The sequence below is a fragment of the Streptomyces sp. NPDC047515 genome (assembly GCF_040643055.1).
GTDB lineage: Bacteria > Actinomycetota > Actinomycetes > Streptomycetales > Streptomycetaceae > Streptomyces.
Window position 1 is genome coordinate 121582 of record NZ_JBEYTM010000010.1, and the last position, 20503, is coordinate 142084.

Here is a 20503-nt window from a genome sequence, read left to right on the forward strand (position 1 = left end):
GCACGAGGAGGAGCAGTGGAACACCACGTACGCCCCGAGGGGGCTCCGCCCACCAACGGATACAGCCACGCGGTGACGTTCACCGGGACCATGGTCGCCGTCTCGGGCCAGGTGCCGGTGGACCGCGACGGAAACCTGGTGGGCGCCGAGGACGCCGAGGCGCAGGTGCGTCAGGTCTACGCGAACCTGTCCACCGCGCTGGCGGCGGCGGGATGCGGTCTGCGCGATGTGGTCAAGCTGACGGTGTACCTGACCGATCTCGCGGACCTGCCGGCCTTTCGCCGGGTGCGTGACGAGCACCAGGACGCCGGGCGCCCGCCCGCCTGCTCCCTGGTGAGGGTCGCCGGCCTGGTCCACCCCGGATTCCGGGTCGAGATCGACGCGCTGGCCGTCGTACCGGGCAGCGGCACGCCCCGCTGACGTGGATCCGGTACCTGTTCACCGGGGCCGGTGCGGGGCGTCGCCCCGCACGATCTCGCGGGTGAGCGCGGCGAGCTCCGGCAGGGCGGGATGGCCGGGGGCGTCGCGCCGGGCGAGCAGGACCGGGACCGTGGGGGCGTCGACGAGCGGGCGGTAGGCGACCCCGGGGTGCGGGTGCATGCCGGCGGTGGACGCGGCGGACACCCCGACGCCGCGCCCCGCCGCGATGGCGGTCAGCCAGTCATCGGTGTTGGCGACCGTGAGGGTCGTGGCGGGCCGGGTGTCCGGCGGCCACAGGTCGACGGTGGTCGTGCCGGAGACGGTGTTGAGGACGACGGTGCTGCCCGCCAGATCGGCGAGAGCGAGCACGGCGTGCCCGGCGAGCGGTCCGTCGGCGGCGACGGCCGCCACCCGGTCCTCCTCGAAGAGCACCTCGGTGACGAGCCCCGGCGCCTCCACGGGCCCCCGCAGCAGCGCGGCGTCGACCTCGCCTCGGGTGAGCCCGGCGGTGCGGTCGTCGATCCGCAGCAGTTCGAGCGGAGTCTGCGGGTACCGCTCCTGCCAGCGGCGGAGCAGCGGGGTGGTGTACGGCCCGAACGCGGACCAGGCGTGCCCGAGCCGAAGGGGCCAGTGGCGCAGCCCGCCGGGGTCGAGCGCCGCGTCGAATGCGGCGACCGCGGCGGCGGCCCTGTCCCGGAAGGCGACTCCCTCGGGGGTGAGGACGAGATGGTGGGTGGACCGGTCGACGAGCCGGATGCCGAGGCGCTGCTCCAGGGCGGCGAGCGTGCGGGAGACCGCCGGCTGGGTGAGGCGGAGGCGGGAGGCGGCGCGGGTGACGTTGCCCTCGTCGGCGACGGCGAGGAAGGCGCGCAGATGGCGGACCTCGATGCCACGGCCGGAGCCATGGTCCGACCGGTTTCCGGCGGGGCCGTCGTCGCTGCGTCCAAGGCTCATGCGCGGGGAGCATAACGGGAGCCCAGCAGGCATTTCACGCACCACGCGGAGGTACCTACCTTAAGAGGAGGTACCGCGCGACGAGAGTGCAGTATCTTCAATCGAGCAGTACATTGAAATGCACCGTCGCGCAGGAAGCGTCGGGCTCCGGACTCGGGAGGAACACCGCAGGTGAACGACCAGCGCAGTGCAGCAGCGGCCGCGGCCACGGAGCAGGCCGCGGCCGTCGCCGTACCGGAGGCGGTGTCCGCCCTGGGCGGCGCGGCAGGCCCCGCACGCCCCGGGGGCCGGAGGGCGGCGCTCGCCCCGGTCGCGCTGGTGGTCGCGGGCGGCCTCTCCGTCCAGTTCGGCTCCGCGGTCGCGGTCCTGCTGATGCCCCGGGCCGGCGCACTCGGAGTCGTCACCCTGCGGCTGGCCGTGGCCGCGCTCGTCCTGATGGCCGTCTGCCGCCCGAAGCTGCGCGGCCACACGCGCGCCGACTGGGGCACGGTCCTCGCGTTCGGGCTGGCCATGGGCGGCATGAACACGCTCTTCTACCAGGCCGCCGACCGCATCCCGCTGGGCGCGGCCGTCACCCTGGAGGTGCTGGGTCCGCTCGCCCTCTCGGTGGTCGCCTCCCGCCGGCTGATCAACGTGGTGTGGGCGGGCCTCGCGCTGGGCGGCGTGGTGCTGCTGAGCGGCGGGGGCTTCGACCGCCTCGATCCGGTGGGCGCCGCGTACGCACTGGGCGCGGGCGTCATGTGGGCGACGTACATCATCTTCAGCGCCCGGACCGGCCGCCGCTTCCCCCAGGCGGACGGCCTGGCCCTGGCCCTGGTGGTCGCCGCGCTCCTGACCCTGCCCCTTGGCATCCTGGAGTCGGGCTCGAAACTGCTGGTCCCGTCCACGCTGGGGCTGGGCGCGGTGGTGGCGCTGCTGAGCTCGGTCCTTCCGTACACCCTCGAACTCATGGCACTGCGCCGCCTGCCCGCGCCCACCTTCGCGATCCTGATGAGCCTCGAACCGGCGATCGCGGCCACCGCCGGCTTCCTCATCCTCGACCAGGCCCTCTCCACGACGGACGCCCTGGCCATCGCGCTGGTCATCGGCGCGAGCATGGGGGCGGTGCGCAGCCAGGTGCGGAGCGGGAAGGGCCGCGACCACACCTGACGGCCCGCCCGCGCCGTGACCGCACTCCACGCCCACCCGCCCCGGACACTCGACGCGCCGACCCGTATCCACCAGGCCGCCCGACAGGCTCTTAGGCTTGCTTCTGATCCGAACGGGAAGGGGCGGGGCACATGGCGGCCTGGGGACTGGTCATGGAGACGACTGTGGGGGTGGGGGAGCGCAAGCACACGGAGGCATACGTGATGGCGCACCTGGAGGGCACCCGCCAAGACGCCCTGGTGGAGCTGGAGCGGCGGGCCCGGAACCATACGCCGGAGCACCCCCGGAGCCCGAAGCGCCGCCGTCTCTTCCGGGAGGGCGACGGCTTCCTTGTGGTGATCGACGGCGCCTGGCAGTCCTTCAGCACCCGGTTCACGGTGGCGGAGCTGCTGGACGACAGCGCCGCACCGCCCCCGCCCGCGGCCGAACCGGAGCCGGCGGCCGTGGTGCCGCCGCCTCCGTCGTCACCGCCGTCGCCCTCGTCTCCGCCGGTGGAGCGATACGCGGACGGGGTGCCGGTCCGGCCGGCCTGGCTGGGCCGCACCGATGTGCAGTGACGTCGCACCGGGGCCGTTCCGGTCCGGCTCGCCGGCCGGCGGACCGGGCGGGTCGAGTCAGGCGAAGCGTGCCGCCAGCGCGGTCAGTCCGGTGCCGTACGTGCCGTCGCCGTAGAGCGACTCGACCTGAGGAACCACGTCGTCAGCGCTTTCGTACGTCGCGCTCCACCGCACCTCGGCGCCGTCGGCGTGCGGATGGACGGCGAGCGTCGCCACGTAGTCGCTGACGGCCGGCACGGGGTCGATGACGGTGTAGGTGTACGAGTGCGTCCCGGCGTCCAGTGCGAGGAGCCGCTCGCGGGCCAGGACCTTGCCGTCGATCGCGAACGCCCGGACGGCGCCGGGGCGTTCGGTGCTCATGTCGTCCTCGATCGTCGAGGGCGGGACCTGTGGGTGCCAGTCGGCGAGACCGCCGAAGTCACCGATGACCCGCCACACCTCGTCGGGGGTGGCGGTGATCACTGCTGAGCGCTGAAGCATGTGCATGGGGGCTCTTCTCGGTTCGTGAGGTCACCAGGTGCGGTCGCCGCGCAGGACGGCGTCCGCTCCGCCGTCGATGAAGACGACCTGTCCGGTGACGTGGGAGTTCTCGGGGGAGGTCAGCCAGGCCAGCAGAGGGGCGACCTGTTCCGCGCGGGCGTGCCCGTGCAAGGGCATCGGCACGCTGTCGTCGACGAGCTTGCGGCCGTCGGCCTCGTCGAGGAGCCCCTGCGTCATCGGGGTGACGATGGTGCCCGGACCGATGGCGTTGAGCGGGATACCCGCACCGGCCCAGCTGTCGCCGGCCGCGGTGCGCCGGACCCAGCGGGCGATGGCCGCCTTGGAGGAGGCGTAGACGAGGTGCCCCTCGCCACGGTCGACGGCTGCCTGCGCGGCGGCTGTGGCCGCGGCCTCGTCCCCCGCGAGCGCCGCGTCCACGACTGCGGCGTCGTTCGGGTGCACCGAGGCGACCGAGGAGATGACCACGGCGCGCGGGTCGGTGCCGGCGGCCAGCAGTGGACGCAGCCCTTCAAGTGTGGCGACCGCCCCGAAGTAGTTGACCTTGACGGTCAGCGGGTCGAAGTGCGCGAGTCCGGCGCACGCGATGACGGCGTCCAGCCGCCCGCCGGTCAGCTCGGTGGCTTGGTCGAGGAGCCCGGCACGGCCCTCGGCCGTGGACAGGTCGGCCGAGATGTCGACGCCTCTCAGGTCGGCGCCGATGACGGTGTGGCCCTGGGCGCGGAGATGGGCGACGGTGGCCTTGCCGATGCCGGAGGCTCCTCCGGTGACGAGATAGGTACGGCTCATGGTCTGCTCCTTTGTTGCCGTCGCCACCGTACGCCCAGCTGGCACAATGTGCCATAACGCTTGTTTGTGACATGCTGAAGTGCGGCAGGTGCGGAAATCCGAGGCGCGGAGGGTGATCGTGGCGATGACGGGCGGACGGCTCCCCTCGCTGACCGAACGGCGACGCGAGGCAACTCGGCTGGAGATCGCCGAGGCCGCGGCGGAGTTGTTCTCCGGGCGGGGCTACGAAGCGACGACGGTCGAGGCCATCGCGCAGGCTGCCGGGGTCTCGCTGCGCACCTTCTACCGGTACTGCCCGGCCAAGGAGGACGCGCTGACGCCACTGCTCGTGGCAGGTGTCGTCGATCTGGTCGACGAGTTGGCGGCGCGGCCCGAGGATGAGCCCTTGGGGGCGGCGGTCGCAGCCGCCTTCGTCGCGACGGCCATCGACCGCCGTCATGCGGGCACCGGCCGCAATCGTCGGCTGATCCGGGTGATGAGCATGGTTCCGGCCATCCGGATGCGCTGGCTGGCGGCCGGCCGGGCGATGCGGGACCGGCTGCTGCCGGTCCTGGCGGCCCGCACGGGGAACGCCGCGGACAGCCTGGAAGTCCGGCTGCTGGCGACCGTGGTGATCGATGCGGTGACGGTCGCGTTGGAGCACTGGGCCGAGCGGGACGCCGGAGATCTCTCCGAGGTGACGGTCCGGGCGCTGGAGTTCCTGAAGGTCGACGAGATCTGATGCCGCCGGTGCCACCGGCTGAACCACGGGGCGACCCGGTATCCGCCGGTGTCGCCGGTTGAACCACGGGACGACCCGGTTGCGACCCGGTCGCGGCATGGCTCTGGCGTGCGGCGGCCTGCCGGTGGCCCGTGGTGGGGTGGGCGGCCCCGTCCCCAGGCCGTGACGCCGGTGGGGCAGAAAATAATGCAAGCATGCTTGCTTGTTTATGGGGCCGCTGCCATGCTCCTGGGCACACCGCCTTGCCCCGAGGGGAGCGCACCGTGCCCGATGTCGCAGCCGTGATCGGCGATCTGTGCGAAGAGAGCCAGGAACTCGACGCACTTGTACGGGAGTTGAGTGCAGGGCAGTGGGCCGCGCCGACCCCCGCCCCCGGCTGGAGCATCGCGCACCAGATCGCCCATCTCACCTGGACCGACGAGGTCGCCCTGCTGGCCGCGACCGACGCGGAGGCCTTCGCCCGGGAGGCCGCCCAGGCGATGGAGGCTCCTGAGGCCTTTGTCGACCGGGGGGCTGAGGGGCTGGCCGTGCTGGATCCTGCGGCGCTCCTCGCGCGGTGGCGGGGCGGGCGGGAGCGGCTTGAGGCGGTACTGCGGGGGGCGCCGGCCGGGACCCGTATCCCCTGGTACGGGCCGCCGATGAGCGTCGCCTCCATGGCGACCGCCCGGATCATGGAGACCTGGGCGCACGGCCAGGACGTCGCCGACGCCCTCGGGGTCACCCGGACCCCCACCGCCCGGCTGCGGCACGTCGCCCGGATCGGGGTACGGGCCAGAAACTACGCCTACCTGGTACGGGGCATCGAGGCGCCCGAGGAGGAGTTCCGGGTCGAACTGGAAGCAGCCGACGGCGAGTTGATCGTGTTCGGCGCCGAAGACGCGCCACAGCGCGTCGGCGGACCACTGGTCGACTTCTGTCTCCTCGTCACCCGGCGCGCCCACCGCGACGACCTGGCCGTCCGCGCCATCGGGCCCGATGCCGACCGGTGGCTCGACATCGCCCAGGCGTTCGCCGGGCCGCCCGGCCCCGGCCGCTCGCCCCGGGGAGGCGGGAAGTGACCGGGCGGGTCCTGCGGATCGGCAACGCCTCCGGGTTCTACGGAGACCGCTTCGACGCCGTGCGCGAGATGCTCACCGGTGGGCCGCTGGACGTCCTCACCGGCGACTACCTCGCCGAGCTGACCATGCTCATCCTCGGCCGGAGCAGACTCAAGGACCCCGCTCGCGGGTACGCCACCACCTTCCTGCGCCAGCTCGAAGAGGGGCTCGGGCTCGCCCACGAGCGCGGGGTGCGGATCGTGACCAATGCCGGAGGGCTCAATCCGGCCGGACTCGCCGAAGCCGTACGGGAGTTGGCGCGGAAGGTCGGCCTGCCCGTGCGCGTCGCCCATGTGGAGGGCGACAGCCTCCCCGTACCCGAGGGGTTCCTCACCGCCAACGCCTACCTCGGCGGCGCCGGCATCGCCGCCTGTCTGACCGCGGGCGCCGATGTCGTCGTCACCGGTCGGGTCACCGACGCCGCCCTCGTCACCGGCCCCGCCGCCGCCCACTTCGGCTGGGGCCCCGACGACCACGACGCGCTCGCCGGGGCCGTCGTCGCCGGACACGTACTGGAGTGCGGGACCCAGGCCACCGGGGGGAACTACTCGTTCTTCCGCGCGCACGACGTGCGTCGGCCCGGCTTCCCCGTCGCCGAGATCCATGCCGACGGTTCGTCCGTCATCACCAAGCACGACCGCACGGGCGGAGTCGTCGATGTCGGCACCGTCACTGCCCAGTTGCTGTACGAGACCGGCGGAGCCCGGTACGCCGGTCCGGACGTCACCGCCCGGCTCGACACCGTGACGCTGACCCAGGACGGCCCCGACCGGGTGCGGATCTCCGGCGTGCGCGGCGAGGCCCCGCCGGCCACCCTCAAGGCCGGCCTCAACCGGATCGGCGGCTGGCGCAACGAGGTCGTCTTCGTGCTCACCGGGCTCGATATCGACGCCAAGGCGCAACTGGTGCGGGACCAGTTCGCGGACGCCTTCACCCGATCCGGCAGCCAACCCGGCGAAGTGAGCTGGGAGTTGGTGCGGACCGACCGGGCCGATGCCGCCACCGAGGAGACCGCGAGCGCCCTGCTCCGGCTCGTCGTCCGGGACCAGGACCCCGAGACCGTCGGACGGGCGGTCTCCGGCGCCGCGATCGAGCTCGCGCTCGCCGGCTACCCCGGCTTCCACGTCACCGCTCCGCCCGGCAAGGGCGCACCGTACGGGGTGTTCGAGGCGCGCCACGTACCGGCCGCCGAGGTCCCGCATGTCGCCGTACTCCCCGACGGGCGGCGGCTGCGGCAGGAACCCCCCGTGCACACGCGGCTCCTTCGGGACGTCGGGGAGCCCCGCCTGCCCGAACCCCTGCCGCCGTCCGCCGGCCCCACCCGCACCGCCCCGCTCGGCCGGGTCGCGGGCGCCCGCAGCGGGGACAAGGGCGGGGACGCCAACGTGGGGGTATGGGCCGTGGACGACGAAGCCTGGCGGTGGCTGGCCCATGAACTGACCGTCGAGCGGTTCCAGGAGCTGCTGCCGGAGACCGCCCCCCTCACCGTCGTACGCCATGTCCTGCCGAACCTCCGCGCCCTGAACTTCGTCGTCCACGGGCTGCTCGGCGAGGGGGTCGCCGCCCAGCACCGGTTCGATCCGCAGGCCAAGGCGGTGGGGGAGTGGCTGCGCTCCCGGCACCTGCCCATCCCCGTGACGCTGCTTCGAGCCGTCCACGCACCGGAGGTGAACGCATGACCGTCCTGTCCACCGGGCTCGACACCGCGGGCCCCGAGTACGTCGCGAATCGCGCGGCCATGCTGGCGAAACTCGACGAGCTGGCCGTCGAGCACACCAGGGCACAGGCGGGCGGCGGTGAGAAGTACGTCGCGCGGCACCGCTCGCGCGGCAAGCTCCTCGCCCGCGAGCGGATCGAGCTCCTGGTCGACGAGGACACCCCGTTCCTCGAACTGTCGCCGCTCGCCGCCTGGGGCAGCGACTATGCGGTCGGCGCCTCACTCGTCACCGGGATCGGAGTGGTGTCGGGCGTGGAGTGCCTGATCACCGCCAACGACCCGACCGTACGCGGCGGCGCCTCCAACCCCTGGACCCTGAAGAAGGCCCTGCGGGCGAACGAGATCGCCTTCGCCAACCGGCTGCCCTGCATCAGCCTCGTCGAGTCGGGAGGCGCCGATCTGCCGTCGCAGAAGGAGATCTTCATCCCGGGCGGGGCGCTGTTCCGCGACATCACCCGGCTGTCGGCGGCCGGCATCCCGACCGTGGCCGTCGTCTTCGGGAACTCGACCGCCGGCGGGGCGTACGTCCCCGGCATGTCCGACCATACCGTCATGATCAAGGAACGCTCCAAGGTCTTCCTCGGCGGACCGCCCCTGGTGAAGATGGCGACCGGCGAGGAGAGCGACGACGAATCGCTCGGCGGCGCCGAGATGCACGCCCGCACCTCCGGGCTCGCCGACCACTTCGCCGTCGACGAGCAGGACGCGCTGCGCCAGGCCCGCCGGATCGTCGCCCGCCTCAACTGGCGCAAGACGCACCCCGATCCGGGCCCCGCCGAACCGCCGAAGTACGACGAGGACGAGCTGATCGGCATCGTGCCCGGCGACCTGAAGGTGCCCTTCGACCCGCGCGAGGTCATCGCACGGCTCGTCGACGGCTCCGACTTCGACGCGTTCAAACCGCTCTACGGCACCAGCCTGGTGACCGGATGGGCCGCCCTCCACGGCTATCCCGTCGGCATCGTCGCCAACGCGCAAGGGGTGCTGTTCAGCGAGGAGTCGCAGAAGGCCGCCCAGTTCATCCAGCTCGCCGACCAGCGCGACATCCCGCTGCTCTTCCTGCACAACACCACCGGCTACATGGTCGGCAAGGAGTACGAACAGGGCGGCATCATCAAGCACGGCGCGATGATGATCAACGCGGTGTCGAACTCCAGGGTCCCGCACCTGTCCGTGCTGATGGGCGCCTCGTACGGGGCCGGGCACTACGGCATGTGCGGCCGGGCGTACGACCCGCGCTTCCTCTTCGCCTGGCCCAGCAGCAAGTCCGCCGTCATGGGGCCGCAGCAGCTCGCCGGGGTGCTGTCCATCGTCGCCCGCGCCTCCGCCGCCGCCAAGGGACAGCCCTACGACGACGACGCGGACGCCGGGCTGCGCGCCATGGTCGAGCAGCAGATCGAGTCCGAGTCGCTGCCGATGTTCCTGTCCGGCCGGCTGTACGACGACGGGGTCATCGACCCGCGCGACACCAGGACCGTCCTCGGGATGTGCCTGTCCGCGATCCACACCGCCCCGGTCGAAGGCGCCCGCGGCGGCTTCGGAATCTTCCGGATGTGAGGCGGCCCTTTTGCGGCTGAACCGCCGCCGCTCCCGCGGAGGCGGCTGCTCGCCGCGAGGGTTCCTCAATTGATGGTTGCGGTGTCCTAGTGGAAAGAGTTTTCTCTCATGCCAGCCATGATTCGATCGCTCCTGGTGGCCAACCGGGGCGAGATCGCCTGCCGGATCTTCCGCACCTGCCGTGCGCTGGGCATCGCCACCGTCGCCGTGTACTCCGACGCGGACGCCGACGCGCTCCACGTGCGGGAGGCGGACTCCGCCGTACGGCTGCCGGGCGCCGCCCCGTCCGACACCTATCTGCGCGGCGATCTCGTCGTATCCGCCGCGCTCGCGGCGGGCGCCGATGCCGTCCACCCCGGGTACGGATTCCTTTCGGAGAACGCCGCATTCGCCCGCGCCGTGCAGGACGCCGGACTCGTCTGGGTGGGGCCGCCGGTCAAGGCGATCGAGCTGATGGCGTCCAAGACCCGTGCCAAGGAACTGATGGCGGCGGCCGGGGTGCCGCTGCTCGCTCCCGTCGACACGGCGAAGGCCACCGCCGACGACCTGCCGCTGCTGCTGAAGGCGGCGGTCGGCGGGGGCGGGCGAGGGATGCGGATCGTACGCGAACTGAGCGCTCTTCCCGGCGAGTTGACCGCCGCATCCGCCGAGGCTGCCGCCGCGTTCGGGGACGGCGAGGTCTTCGCGGAGCCGTACGTGGAGCATGGCCGGCACGTCGAGGTCCAGGTCATGGCCGACGAGCACGGCGGGGTCTGGGCGCTCGGCACCCGCGACTGCTCACTCCAGCGACGTCATCAGAAGGTCGTCGAGGAGGCCCCCGCACCCGGACTCGACGACGCGCTGCGGACCCGGCTGCACGATGCGGCCGTGGCCGCCGCCCGCGCGGTCGGCTACCGGGGCGCGGGCACCGTCGAGTTCCTGCTCGCCGCCGACGGACGCCCGTACTTCCTGGAGATGAACACCCGCCTCCAGGTCGAACACCCGGTCACCGAAGCGGTCTTCGGGATCGACCTGGTGGCCCTGCAACTGCGCGTCGCGGAGGGCGAATCACTGCCCGCCGCCGCGCCCCCCGAACCGCGGGGGCACGCCGTCGAGGCCCGGCTCTACGCCGAGGACCCCACCCGCGACTGGCAGCCGCAGACCGGAGCACTGCTCACCCTGGAGGTGCCGGACGAACCCGGACTGCGCCTCGACACCGGATACACCGGCGGCGACACCATCGGCGTGCACTACGACCCGATGCTCGCCAAGGTCATCGCCCACGCCCCCACCCGCGCCGAGGCCGTGCGCCTCCTCGCCCGTGCCCTGGAACGCGCCCGCGTCCACGGCCCGGTCACCAACCGCGACCTGCTCGTGCGGTCCCTGCGCCACCCCGACTTCCGTGCCGCCCGCCTCGACACCGGCTTCTACGACCGCCACCTGGACACCCTCACCCCGGCCCCGGACGGAGCGGAGCTGCGCCTCGCCGCCCTGGCCGCCGCCCTCGCCGACGCCGCCGGCCGGCAGCACGGCCCCGGTCCCGGCCCCACCCGCTTCGGGGCCTGGCGCAACATCTCCTCGCAGCCCCGGGTCAAGCGCTACCGCGCCGAACCCGACGGCACCGAACTCCAGGCCGCGTACCGCACCACACGCACCGGCCCCGTCCCCGAAACCGGAGAACGGGTCGTCACCGCCCGCCCCGATCACGTCACCCTCGAAACCGGCCCCCTCACCCGCCACTTCGCCCTCACCGTCCACGGGGACACGACGTACGTGGACACCGCCACCGGCTCGTACACCCTCACCGCCCTGCCCCGCTTCACCGACCCCACCGACCGGACCGAACCCGGCTCCCTGCTCGCCCCCATGCCCGGCACCGTCGTCCGCGTCGCGGCCGGACTCGCGGCCGGGGCGACGGTCGAAGCGGGAGCGCCCCTGATCTGGCTGGAGGCGATGAAGATGGAACACCGCATCCTCGCCCCCGCCTCCGGCGTCCTCACCGCACTGCATGCCGCACCCGGCCTCCAGGTGGAGGTCGGGGCCCTGCTCGCCGTCGTGCAAGACGTACAGGAGGAACCGAAGCAATGAGCACCGTCCTCGAAACCGAAGAGCACCAGGCCCTGCGCGCCGCCGTCGCCGCCCTCGGAAAGCGCTACGGGCGGGACTACATGACCTCCGTCGTGCGCGACGGGGCCCACCCGCGCGAGCTGTGGGCCGAAGCCGCCAAGCTCGGCTACCTCGGCGTGAACCTCCCCGAGGAGTACGGCGGCGGAGGCAGCGGAATGGCCGAACTCTCCATCGTCCTGGAGGAGTTGGGCGCGGCCGGCAGCCCGCTGCTGATGATGGTCGTCTCCCCGGCGATCTGCGGCACCGTCTTGGCCCGCTTCGGCACCGACGCCCAGAAGCGGCAGTGGCTCCCCGGCCTCGCCGACGGCAGCCTCACCATGGCCTTCGGCATCACCGAACCCGACGCGGGCTCCAACTCCCACCGCATCACCACCACCGCCCGCAAGGACGGCGAGGACTGGCTGCTCACCGGGCGCAAGGTCTTCGTCTCCGGTGTCGACATCGCCGACGCCACCCTCGTCGTCGGCCGCACCGAGGACGCCAGGTCCGGCAGGCTCAAGCCCTGCCTCTTCATCGTCCCGCGCGAGGCCCCGGGCTTCGGGCGCTCACGGATAGACATGGAACTCCAGGCCCCGGAGAAGCAGTTCGAGCTGGTCCTCGACGACGTCCGGCTGCCCGCCGAGGCCCTGGTCGGCGAGGAGGACGCCGGACTGCTCCAGCTCTTCGCCGGACTCAACCCCGAACGCATCATGACCGCCGCGTTCGGCATCGGCATGGGCCGCTACGCACTCGCCCGCGCCGTCGAGTACGCGAAGACCCGCCAGGTGTGGAAGGAGCCCATCGGCTCCCACCAGGCCATCGCCCACCCCCTCGCCCAGGCCCACATCGAGCTGGAACTGGCCCGGCTGATGATGCAGAAGGCCGCCCGGCTCTACGACGAGGGCGACGACATCGGCGCCGGCGAGGCCGCCAACATGGCGAAATACGCGGCGGGCGAAGCCTGCGTCAAGGCCGTCGACCAGGCCGTGCACACCCTCGGCGGCAACGGACTCACCCGCGAATACGGCCTCGCGTCCCTGATCACGGCGGCCCGCGTCGCCCGGATCGCACCCGTCAGCCGGGAAATGATCCTGAACTACGTGTCCCACCAGTCCCTGGGGCTGCCCAAGTCGTACTGACGGGTGCCCGGTGCCGGGCAGTCGAAATGCCTGCGCGCAGGCTCACACACGAACGTGTCCCGGAGTCCATGTCACTCCGGGACATGTTCGTGCGACCGGCCGCTATCCGCGCGCGGACCGGAGCGAGGCCACCTGGCTCTCACCTCCGCCCGCACGAAGGCGATGTCGGAAGCGGTGGAGGCCGAGGTCGACGCCTTGGCCGAAGTGCGGCTCGCGCGGCAGGGGTCCGCCCCCACGCCCCGGGGGCGGACCGCTGTGTCGTGCGGGACCTGTAATCATGCAAGCGCGCTTGATTGTTCTGTTCCCTGCTGCCACGCTCGACGGGACGGCCCGGTACAAGGAGACGAACCCGTATGACGTCGCTCGTCGGCCCCACCCACGACCGGGGCATCACCACGCTCACCCTCGACTCGCCCGCCAACCGCAACGCACTCTCTGCGGCACTCGTCCGCGAACTCTCCGCCGCCCTGGACGCCTGCGCGGCCGACGACACCGTGCGGGCCGTCGTCCTCACCCACACCGGCAACACGTTCTGCGCGGGCGCGGACCTGACCGGACCGCCCGACCCGGCGGCCTTCGTCGCCCTGATGCGGCAGATCGTCGCCCTGCCCAAACCTGTCGTCGCCCGGGTCACCGGCCACGTACGGGCCGGCGGCCTCGGGCTGCTCAGCGCCTGCGACATCTCCGTGGCAGGCCCCGACGCCTCGTTCGCCCTCACCGAGTCCCGGCTCGGCCTCGCCCCCGCCGTCATCTCCCTGCCGCTGCTGCCCCGCACCGACCCGCGCGCCGCCGCCCGCTACTACCTCACCGGCGAACGCTTCGACGCGACCGAAGCGGCCCGGATCTCCCTGATCACGATCGCCGTCGGGTCCGCCGAGACCATCGACCAGGCACTCGTACCCGTACTCGACGGACTGCGCCGGGCCTCCCCCCAGGGGCTGGCGGCATCGAAGGAGCTGGTCACGGCTACTGTGCTGATGAGTTTCGACCAGTACGCCGAAGACCTCATCGCCCGCTCGGCGGCCCTCTTCGCCTCCGCCGAGGCCCGGGAAGGAATGACGGCCTTCCTCGAACGACGGGACCCCGCATGGGTGTTTTGACGCCCCCCACCGACCGGACCCCCAAGCAGGACCGCAGCCGTGCCACCCGCCGAGGGCTCCTCGAAGCCGCGGTGGCCTGCCTCGCCGAACACGGCTGGGCGGGCTCCACCGTCTCCGTCGTCGCCGAACGCGCGGGCGTCTCGCGCGGCGCCGCCCAGCACCACTTCCCGACCCGCGAGGACCTGTTCACCGCGGCCGTCGAATACGTCGCCGAAGAACGCTCCGCCGCCCTGCGCGCCCTGCCCGTCCAGGGCCGCACGGCTGTCGTCGCCGCCCTCGTCGACCTCTACACGGGCCCGCTCTTCCGCGCCGCGCTCCAGCTCTGGGTCGCCGCCTCCAACGAGGAACAACTCCGCCCCCGCGTCACCGAACTCGAAGCCCGCGTGGGCCGCGAGACCCACCGCATCGCCGTCGAACTCCTGGCCGCCGACGAGACGCGGCCCGGCGTGCGCGAATCCGTCCAGGGCCTGCTCGACATGGCCCGCGGCCTGGGCCTGGCCAATGTCCTCACCGACGACACCGCCCGGCGCCGGAAGGTCGTGGCACAGTGGGCGGCCCTGCTGGACGAGGCCCTCGGCTGAGCCGGGGCCCGGCGGACCTGCACGGACCTGCGCGCTGGGCCCCGGGCCTCACGCCAGGGCTCAGTTCCCCAGATCCGCGAGCTGCTCGTACCCCTCGATCTCCCGGGGGTCACGCGACCCCGGACCGACATACCTCGCCGAAGGACGCACCAGCCGCCCCGTCCGCTTCTGCTCCAGAATGTGCGCCGACCATCCCGCCGTACGCGCACACGTGAACATCGACGTGAACATGTGCGCCGGAACCTCCGCGAAGTCCAGCATGATCGCCGCCCAGAACTCCACGTTCGTCGCCAGCACCCGGTCGGGACGCCGCGCGTGCAACTCCTCCAGCGCGGCCTTCTCCAGAGCCTGCGCCACCTCGAAGCGCGGCGCACCCAACTCCTTGGCGGTACGCCGCAGAACGCGCGCCCGAGGGTCCTCGGCCCGGTAGACCCGGTGCCCGAAGCCCATCAGCCGCTCACCCTTGTCCAGAGCCTTCTTCACATACGCGGTGGCATCCCCGGTCCGCTCGATCTCCTCGATCATGCCGAGCACCCGGGACGGCGCGCCGCCGTGCAGCGGCCCCGACATCGCACCCACCGCACCCGAGAGCGCCGCCGCCACATCGGCACCGGTCGACGCGATGACGCGGGCGGTGAACGTGGAGGCGTTCATGCCGTGCTCGGCGGCCGATGTCCAGTACGCGTCGACGGCCTTGACGTGCTTGGGATCCGGCTCGCCGCGCCAGCGGATCATGAACCGCTCGACCACGGACTGCGCCTTGTCGATCTCGCTCTGCGGAACCATCGGCAGCCCCTGCCCGCGCGCCGACTGGGCGACGTACGACAGTGCCATCACGGCGGCCCGCGCCAGATCGTTGCGCGCGGTCCGCTCGTCGATGTCGAGCAGCGGCTTCAGGCCCCACACGGGCGCGAGCATGGCCAGCGCGGACTGCACATCGACCCGGATGTCACCGGAGTGCACCGGGATCGGGAACGGCTCGGCGGGCGGCAGACCGGGGTTGAACGCCCCGTCGACCAGCAGCCCCCAGACGTTTCCGAACGACACATGGCCGACGAGATCCTCGATGTCGACACCGCGGTAACGGAGCGCGCCGCCTTCCTTGTCCGGTTCGGCGATCTCCGTCTCGAAGGCGATGACTCCCTCTAGTCCCGGTACGAAGTCGGACATGGCGGCTCCCTCGGTCGGCGGCGCTACGGAGGCCACAGTGGCCTGCCCAAGATAGTGGCGGGTTCCCACGACGCGGGGAAGCGTGACATCCGGCACAGCTTCCCGATTCATCGCTGACGGATTGACGCCCCTCCTTGCCGGGCAGACTCGGCCGCTGCGGCAGGATGACCCCGTGCCCACCGCAGATTCCCCCTCCGATTCCACCACCGATCCGGCCGCGATGCGCGAGCAGTACCGTTCCGTGGCCTTCACCGAGGACACGCTGGCCGCCGACCCGATGCAGCAGTTCGCCCACTGGTTCCGGCAGGTGGCCGTGGGCGGGGTGCTCCACGAGCCCAATGCCATGGTGGTCTCCACCGCCACCCCCGAGGGCCGGCCGTCCTCACGCACGGTGCTGCTGAAGAAGTACGACGAACGCGGCTTCGTCTTCTTCACCAACTACGAATCCCGCAAGGGCCGCGAACTGACCGCCAACCCGTACGTCTCGCTGCTCTTCCCCTGGCACCCGATGGCCCGCCAGGTCGTCGTCACCGGCACGGCGGCCCGCGTCGGCCGGGAGGAGACGGTCGCCTACTTCCGCACCCGCCCCCACGGCTCCCAGCTGGGCGCCTGGGCGAGCGCCCAGTCGACGGTGATCGGCACCCGCGAGGAGCTGATCGCACGTTACGCGGAACTCGCCGCCCGCTACCCGGAGGGCGAACACGTCCCCGCGCCCCCGTACTGGGGCGGTTTCCGCGTCGTCCCCGACACGATCGAGTTCTGGCAGGGACACGAGAACCGGCTGCACGACCGGCTGAGGTACGTACGCGAGGGCGGGAGCTGGCGCGTCGAGCGCCTGTGCCCGTAGAAGCCCCCGGACACGCAGAAACCCGCAGGCTCTGGTCCCTCCTTGCGGAGGAGCCGGCCGGATCTACCGGCGAGCCTGCGGGTCGGTGACTGCTTGGGTTTCGGCAGACAGCCTGCCGAGGTGCACGATGTGCGACGACGGGCTGTCAGCCCGCAGCCACCTCACGAATCCGATAAGACTGCACTTTTCGGATCACCTCCTTTCCTGCGTGTGGCAGCAGCCTATGAACCCTCGGAGAATGGCTCAACCCATTTATTCGCGTATCTCGGTTCCCACGAGGGTGCCGCTCGGTACCCGGTGCTGGTGAGGCCGCAACCTGCGCTCATGGCGTGGGTCGCGATGACGACGCTGCCTGGCGGGCCGGATCCCGCATCGGATGGGGAAGCCGATTTCCGGGAAGTCGGTGTGTCCGGGGTCACGTTCGAGTTCAATGGTCTGACGTGCGGAAATGCCGGATGCGTCCTGCGGGGGGTACGGGATGAGTGCGTCCACAAGCAGTGGAACGACCGACGCTCTCGGGCCCGATGAGGGTCCGGGGGCCGGGCCCGGGGCCGAGCTGCTCGCGGCGCTGCTCGACGGGATGGACACCGCGCTCTGCGCGTTCGACGCGGACGGCACGATCACCCACTGGAACCGCGAGGCGGAGCGGATTCTCGGCTGGTCCGCACAGGAGGCCGTCGGCCGACCGGGGTTCGCCGGGTGGGCGGTGCGGCGGGCGGACGCCGGGGAGGTCCAGGCGCGGCTCATGGCGGCCATGGACGGGGGTGGTCGCCGGGTCCACGAGTTCGCACTGTTGCGCAAGGATGGCGGCCGGGTGCTCGTACGGACACAGTCGGCGGGGGTCCGGGGCGCGGACGGGAAACCGGCCGGGGTGTACTGCGCGTTCGGCGAGGTGCACGCGCAGATCGATCTGGAGCGGTCCATCGCGCTGAGCGAGGCGCTGTTCGAGGACGCGTCGTGGGGCGTGGTGCTCGTGGACGCCGATCTGCGGCCGACGGTCGTCAACGCGCACGCGGCGCGGGCGCTGGGCGGTGGCCGTACGACGCTGCTGGGGCGCCCGCTGGGGGAACTGATCGCGCAGGGCGTCGAGGATCTGGAGGGCGCGCTGCAGCATGTGCTCGCGGAGGGCGCGCCCCCGGCGCCCGCCGAGTTGTGGGTGACGCTTCGGACGGCGGAGGGGGGCCGGCGGCGGTGTTGGCGCAGCGGCTTTCTGCGGCTGGCGTCGCCGCTCACGGAGGAGCCGGTTCCGTTGGGGGTGGGCTGGCTGTTCCAGGACGTGACGTCGGAGAAGCTGGTGGCGCAGGAGGCGGACCGGGTGCGGTTCCGTTCGAACCAGTTGCACCGGGCCTCCCGGTCCGCGTCCGAGTGCGAGGACCCGATGGAGGCGGCGACGTCCCATCTGGACTACGCGCTCGCGGGTTTCGCCGATCACGCGCTGGTCGATCTCGTGGTGGGGGAGCGGCTGGTACGGGCGGCGGCGACCCCGTCCGGTGAGCCGGGGCCGTGCCTGCCGGTGGCCGGTGGCGGCATTCCGCTGCGGTACGCGGCGGGCCATCCGGCCCTTCAGGCGATGGACCGTACGGGATCGGTGCGGGCCGACGCGGGGGCGGGGCAGGAGGCCGGGGTGTGGGCGGCCGAACGGCAGTGGCCGGGCGATTCGGTGCACGCGCTGTGCGCGGTACTGCGGAGCAGGGGGCGCACGCTGGGTGTGGTGACGTTTCTGCGCTCCGCCCACCGCAGCGCCTTCGAGCGGCCCGACGCGGCGTACGCGGAGAGCGTGGCGGCCCGGGTCGCGGCAGCGGTGGACCTGGCGCAGGTGCTGGCGCCGCCGAGGTGACGGCATGCCCTTCAGGCCGGTCCGGCGTCCCCCGGTCCGTACGGCGGGTCGAGGACGCAACCGGTTGCCGGGCGACCGGGTGCCGGGGCGTCGGGGGAGGGGTGGCGGGCGACGAGGGCGGCGCGGCAGCCGGACGCCCGCTCCCGGAGCCGGGGCCGTCGGGCCTCAGCCTCCGTGGCGGTAGAAGATCCGGTCCCGGTACTCCGTCATGACGCGCCCGTTCCATTCGTGGCCGCCGTCGACGTTCCCGGAACGCAGCATCGGCGGCTCGATCCCCCGTGCCACGAGCTGCTCCGCGGCGGCGGCCATCATCGCCTGCATCACCGCACTGGTGACCACCGTCGACGCGGGTGCGAACGGCGCCTCGATGCCTTCGACGGTCAGTTCCGCGTCGCCGATGGAGATCTTGCTGTCGAGCACGATGTCGCAGTGGTCCCGCAGGAAGCCGCCCGAGCCGTGCCGGGACCGGGTGCCCTCCGCGTACGCCACCGAAGTGACGCCGATGACCTTCACACCGAGCGCCCGCGCGTTCATCGCCATCTCCACGGGGAGCGCGTTGCGCCCGGAGAGCGAGATGATCACGAGGACATCGCCCGCCTTGGCGGGGCTGGAGTCGAGCACCGCTGCCGCCAGCCCGTCGACCCGTTCCAGCGCCGAGCCCAGGGTGGCCGGCATGACGTCGACTCCGACCGTCCCCGGCACGGCCAGCAGGTTCATCAGGGCGAGTCCGCCCGCCCGGTAGACGACGTCCTGCGCGGCGAGGGAGGAGTGCCCGGCACCGAAGGCGAAGAGCCGGCCGCCCGCGGCGACCGTGTCGGCGATCGCGGCACCGGCGGCCGCGATGTTGCCGGATTCCTCGTCGCGCACGCGCTCCAGCAGGCCGATCGCTGCGTCGAAGAACTGACCGGCCAGCTTGCTGTCGCTCATCGAGGAGGCCCTTTCCGGCGGGGTGGGGTGTCCGTGCCGCGGATCACGTTGCGGTCTGGACCAGTGGCCTGTCAATACCGCCCACGCCGCTCCACCGCCCGGTGTCCGGTCGGCACGGCACGGTTGTCAGCGGTATGCGTCAGAATTGGGTCAGGGCGAACGACGTTTTTCATGTCACAGCATCGAGGGGCACGAATGTCCGGACTGATCGACACCACGGAGATGTATCTCCGCACCATCCTCGAACTCGAAGAGGAAGGTGTGGTCCCGATGCGCGCCCGGATTGCGGAGCGGCTGGACCAGAGCGGTCCGACGGTCAGCCAGACCGTGGCACGCATGGAGCGCGACGGCCTGGTGCAGGTCGCGGGCGACCGCCACCTGGAGCTGACCGACGAGGGGCGCCGCCTGGCGACCCGCGTCATGCGCAAGCACCGCCTCGCGGAGTGCCTGCTCGTCGATGTGATCGGCCTGGAGTGGGAGCAGGTCCACGCCGAGGCGTGCCGCTGGGAGCACGTGATGAGCGAGGCGGTGGAGCGGCGGGTGCTGGAGCTGCTGCGTCACCCGACGGAGTCCCCGTACGGGAATCCGATCCCGGGGCTGGAGGAGTTGGGCGAGAAGGCCGAGGCCGACCCGTTCCTCGACGAGGGCATGGTGAGCCTGTCGGAGCTCGACCCGGGCGCGGAGGGCAAGACAGTGGTCGTGCGCCGGATCGGTGAGCCGATCCAGACGGACGCCCAGCTGATGTACACCTTGCGGCGGGCGGGCGTGCAGCCCGGCTCCGTGGTCAGCGTGACCCAGTCGCCCGGTGGCGTACTGGTCGGCAGCAGCGGTGAGGCGGCGGAGCTGGACGCCGAGGTCGCCTCGCATGTGTTCGTGGCCAAGCGCTGAGGTGTGCCGCGCGGCCGTCGCCGCCGGGCGCGGCGGCGACAGCTGCTGACCGGATGCCACCGGCGCACGCGGGCCCGGCGTGATCGGTGCCGCGCCGCGGTGGCTGCTGGCCGGATGCCACCGGGGCACGCGGGCCCGGTGTGATCCCGACGAGAGGCCCTGGGGCCGCTTTCTCTTTTTCCGTCCGGAAGTGCAGCGCCCGGACGGATCGCGTGCCAGGCTGTGGCTGAGGCATACCTGAGAGTGTCGGCCGGCTGGTCGCGCGGTCGGGGAGGGAGCAGGCGCATGCGCCCGTCGTACTGGCATGTCCGGCACGTGCATCGAACGGTGACCGCAGCGGTCCCGGCCGCCCGAGGCTCGTGCCCGTCCGTCCGTGGATCCGGTGCCGCAGCCCGGGACGGCGCCCTGGTGCCGGCCGGTTCCCGAACGGCAAAGGGCCCCGGCGCCGTGCGGCACCGGGGCCTGTCCTC

The 20503-nt window shown here is 72.3% G+C and carries 19 protein-coding genes; 14 read left to right on the forward strand and 5 right to left on the reverse strand.

Annotated features, from left to right (window positions below; all coding sequences use genetic code 11):
• Positions 1 to 15: 15 nt before the first annotated feature.
• Positions 16 to 420 (forward strand): RidA family protein, encoded by a 405-nt coding sequence (locus tag ABZ826_RS11515; RefSeq protein WP_361445824.1) that lies wholly within the window; start codon positions 16 to 18, stop codon positions 418 to 420.
• 18 nt (positions 421 to 438) lie between these two features.
• Here the strand turns inward: ABZ826_RS11515 and ABZ826_RS11520 are convergent, their stop codons facing one another.
• The gene (locus tag ABZ826_RS11520; protein ID WP_361445827.1) at positions 439 to 1374 is read right to left on the reverse strand and encodes a LysR family transcriptional regulator; all 936 of its coding nucleotides are present in this window, start codon (positions 1372 to 1374) and stop codon (positions 439 to 441) included.
• A gap of 171 nt (positions 1375 to 1545) precedes the next feature.
• On the opposite strand from ABZ826_RS11520, the gene ABZ826_RS11525 reads away from it, so the two are divergent.
• On the forward strand, positions 1546 to 2523 hold the full coding sequence (locus ABZ826_RS11525; RefSeq protein WP_361445830.1) for an EamA family transporter: 978 nt from the start codon (positions 1546 to 1548) through the stop codon (positions 2521 to 2523).
• A gap of 131 nt (positions 2524 to 2654) precedes the next feature.
• A complete protein-coding gene (locus ABZ826_RS11530; RefSeq protein ID WP_361445833.1) occupies positions 2655 to 3080 on the forward strand; it encodes a hypothetical protein in 426 nt (141 codons plus the stop codon).
• A gap of 57 nt (positions 3081 to 3137) precedes the next feature.
• Here the strand turns inward: ABZ826_RS11530 and ABZ826_RS11535 are convergent, their stop codons facing one another.
• Both ABZ826_RS11535 and ABZ826_RS11540 read right to left on the reverse strand, forming a co-directional pair.
• Complete coding sequence (locus tag ABZ826_RS11535) at positions 3138 to 3566, reverse strand: SRPBCC family protein (RefSeq protein ID WP_361445836.1); 429 nt, start codon at positions 3564 to 3566, stop codon at positions 3138 to 3140.
• A gap of 24 nt (positions 3567 to 3590) precedes the next feature.
• Positions 3591 to 4367 carry an SDR family oxidoreductase gene (locus ABZ826_RS11540; RefSeq protein ID WP_361445839.1) on the reverse strand — a complete coding sequence of 259 codons (777 nt, stop codon included), beginning with the start codon at positions 4365 to 4367 and terminating at the stop codon, positions 3591 to 3593.
• Positions 4368 to 4491: 124 nt separating this feature from the next.
• On the opposite strand from ABZ826_RS11540, the gene ABZ826_RS11545 reads away from it, so the two are divergent.
• From ABZ826_RS11545 to ABZ826_RS11580, 8 genes are all read left to right on the forward strand, one after another.
• Positions 4492 to 5088 (forward strand): TetR family transcriptional regulator, encoded by a 597-nt coding sequence (locus tag ABZ826_RS11545; protein ID WP_361446032.1) that lies wholly within the window; start codon positions 4492 to 4494, stop codon positions 5086 to 5088.
• A 263-nt stretch (positions 5089 to 5351) separates the two neighbouring features.
• Positions 5352 to 6146, forward strand: coding sequence for a TIGR03084 family metal-binding protein (locus tag ABZ826_RS11550; protein ID WP_361445842.1), 795 nt, complete (start codon positions 5352 to 5354; stop codon positions 6144 to 6146).
• A complete protein-coding gene (locus ABZ826_RS11555) occupies positions 6143 to 7864 on the forward strand; it encodes an acyclic terpene utilization AtuA family protein (protein WP_361445845.1) in 1722 nt (573 codons plus the stop codon). Before ABZ826_RS11550 ends, ABZ826_RS11555 begins: the two co-directional genes overlap by 4 nt.
• The gene (locus ABZ826_RS11560; protein WP_361445848.1) at positions 7861 to 9459 is read left to right on the forward strand and encodes a carboxyl transferase domain-containing protein; all 1599 of its coding nucleotides are present in this window, start codon (positions 7861 to 7863) and stop codon (positions 9457 to 9459) included. The genes ABZ826_RS11555 and ABZ826_RS11560 overlap by 4 nt, the downstream gene beginning before the upstream one ends.
• A gap of 117 nt (positions 9460 to 9576) precedes the next feature.
• Positions 9577 to 11526, forward strand: a complete 1950-nt coding sequence (locus ABZ826_RS11565; RefSeq protein ID WP_361445851.1) for a biotin carboxylase N-terminal domain-containing protein — start codon at positions 9577 to 9579, stop codon at positions 11524 to 11526.
• Positions 11523 to 12683: an acyl-CoA dehydrogenase family protein gene (locus ABZ826_RS11570; RefSeq protein ID WP_361445854.1), complete on the forward strand. Its 1161-nt coding sequence runs from the start codon at positions 11523 to 11525 to the stop codon at positions 12681 to 12683. Before ABZ826_RS11565 ends, ABZ826_RS11570 begins: the two co-directional genes overlap by 4 nt.
• Positions 12684 to 13036: 353 nt before the next feature.
• On the forward strand, positions 13037 to 13783 hold the full coding sequence (locus ABZ826_RS11575; protein WP_361445857.1) for an enoyl-CoA hydratase family protein: 747 nt from the start codon (positions 13037 to 13039) through the stop codon (positions 13781 to 13783).
• A complete protein-coding gene (locus tag ABZ826_RS11580; RefSeq protein WP_361445860.1) occupies positions 13771 to 14364 on the forward strand; it encodes a TetR/AcrR family transcriptional regulator in 594 nt (197 codons plus the stop codon). Before ABZ826_RS11575 ends, ABZ826_RS11580 begins: the two co-directional genes overlap by 13 nt.
• A 60-nt stretch (positions 14365 to 14424) precedes the next feature.
• On the opposite strand, the gene ABZ826_RS11585 is transcribed toward ABZ826_RS11580, so the two are convergent.
• On the reverse strand, positions 14425 to 15534 hold the full coding sequence (locus ABZ826_RS11585) for a citrate synthase 2 (protein ID WP_361445863.1): 1110 nt from the start codon (positions 15532 to 15534) through the stop codon (positions 14425 to 14427).
• A gap of 220 nt (positions 15535 to 15754) precedes the next feature.
• Between ABZ826_RS11585 and pdxH the strand changes: the two genes are divergently transcribed.
• Together pdxH and ABZ826_RS11595 are read left to right on the forward strand one after the other, a co-directional pair.
• Positions 15755 to 16381 carry a pyridoxamine 5'-phosphate oxidase gene (gene pdxH / locus ABZ826_RS11590; protein ID WP_361446034.1) on the forward strand — a complete coding sequence of 209 codons (627 nt, stop codon included), beginning with the start codon at positions 15755 to 15757 and terminating at the stop codon, positions 16379 to 16381.
• A gap of 478 nt (positions 16382 to 16859) precedes the next feature.
• Positions 16860 to 18218 carry a PAS domain-containing protein gene (locus tag ABZ826_RS11595; RefSeq protein ID WP_361445866.1) on the forward strand — a complete coding sequence of 453 codons (1359 nt, stop codon included), beginning with the start codon at positions 16860 to 16862 and terminating at the stop codon, positions 18216 to 18218.
• Positions 18219 to 18383: 165 nt separating this feature from the next.
• Here ABZ826_RS11595 and ABZ826_RS11600 read toward each other — a convergent pair whose 3' ends face one another.
• Complete coding sequence (locus tag ABZ826_RS11600; protein WP_361445869.1) at positions 18384 to 19145, reverse strand: SIS domain-containing protein; 762 nt, start codon at positions 19143 to 19145, stop codon at positions 18384 to 18386.
• 195 nt (positions 19146 to 19340) lie between these two features.
• Here ABZ826_RS11600 and ABZ826_RS11605 point away from each other — a divergent pair, with 195 nt between their 5' ends.
• Positions 19341 to 20033, forward strand: coding sequence for a metal-dependent transcriptional regulator (locus ABZ826_RS11605; RefSeq protein ID WP_351072457.1), 693 nt, complete (start codon positions 19341 to 19343; stop codon positions 20031 to 20033).
• Positions 20034 to 20503: the final 470 nt, after the last annotated feature.

Coding starts and splice junctions, on each gene's coding strand:
- ABZ826_RS11520 (WP_361445827.1), bottom strand. CDS start 1,374: ATGAGCCTTGGACGCAGCGACGACGGCCCCGCCGGAAACCGGTCGGAC.
- ABZ826_RS11530 (WP_361445833.1), top strand. CDS start 2,655: ATGGCGGCCTGGGGACTGGTCATGGAGACGACTGTGGGGGTGGGGGAG.
- ABZ826_RS11535 (WP_361445836.1), bottom strand. CDS start 3,566: ATGCACATGCTTCAGCGCTCAGCAGTGATCACCGCCACCCCCGACGAG.
- ABZ826_RS11540 (WP_361445839.1), bottom strand. CDS start 4,367: ATGAGCCGTACCTATCTCGTCACCGGAGGAGCCTCCGGCATCGGCAAG.
- ABZ826_RS11545 (WP_361446032.1), top strand. CDS start 4,492: ATGACGGGCGGACGGCTCCCCTCGCTGACCGAACGGCGACGCGAGGCA.
- ABZ826_RS11560 (WP_361445848.1), top strand. CDS start 7,861: ATGACCGTCCTGTCCACCGGGCTCGACACCGCGGGCCCCGAGTACGTC.
- ABZ826_RS11565 (WP_361445851.1), top strand. CDS start 9,577: ATGATTCGATCGCTCCTGGTGGCCAACCGGGGCGAGATCGCCTGCCGG.
- ABZ826_RS11570 (WP_361445854.1), top strand. CDS start 11,523: ATGAGCACCGTCCTCGAAACCGAAGAGCACCAGGCCCTGCGCGCCGCC.
- ABZ826_RS11575 (WP_361445857.1), top strand. CDS start 13,037: ATGACGTCGCTCGTCGGCCCCACCCACGACCGGGGCATCACCACGCTC.
- ABZ826_RS11580 (WP_361445860.1), top strand. CDS start 13,771: ATGGGTGTTTTGACGCCCCCCACCGACCGGACCCCCAAGCAGGACCGC.
- ABZ826_RS11585 (WP_361445863.1), bottom strand. CDS start 15,534: ATGTCCGACTTCGTACCGGGACTAGAGGGAGTCATCGCCTTCGAGACG.
- pdxH (WP_361446034.1), top strand. CDS start 15,755: ATGCGCGAGCAGTACCGTTCCGTGGCCTTCACCGAGGACACGCTGGCC.
- ABZ826_RS11595 (WP_361445866.1), top strand. CDS start 16,860: ATGAGTGCGTCCACAAGCAGTGGAACGACCGACGCTCTCGGGCCCGAT.
- ABZ826_RS11600 (WP_361445869.1), bottom strand. CDS start 19,145: ATGAGCGACAGCAAGCTGGCCGGTCAGTTCTTCGACGCAGCGATCGGC.
- ABZ826_RS11605 (WP_351072457.1), top strand. CDS start 19,341: ATGTCCGGACTGATCGACACCACGGAGATGTATCTCCGCACCATCCTC.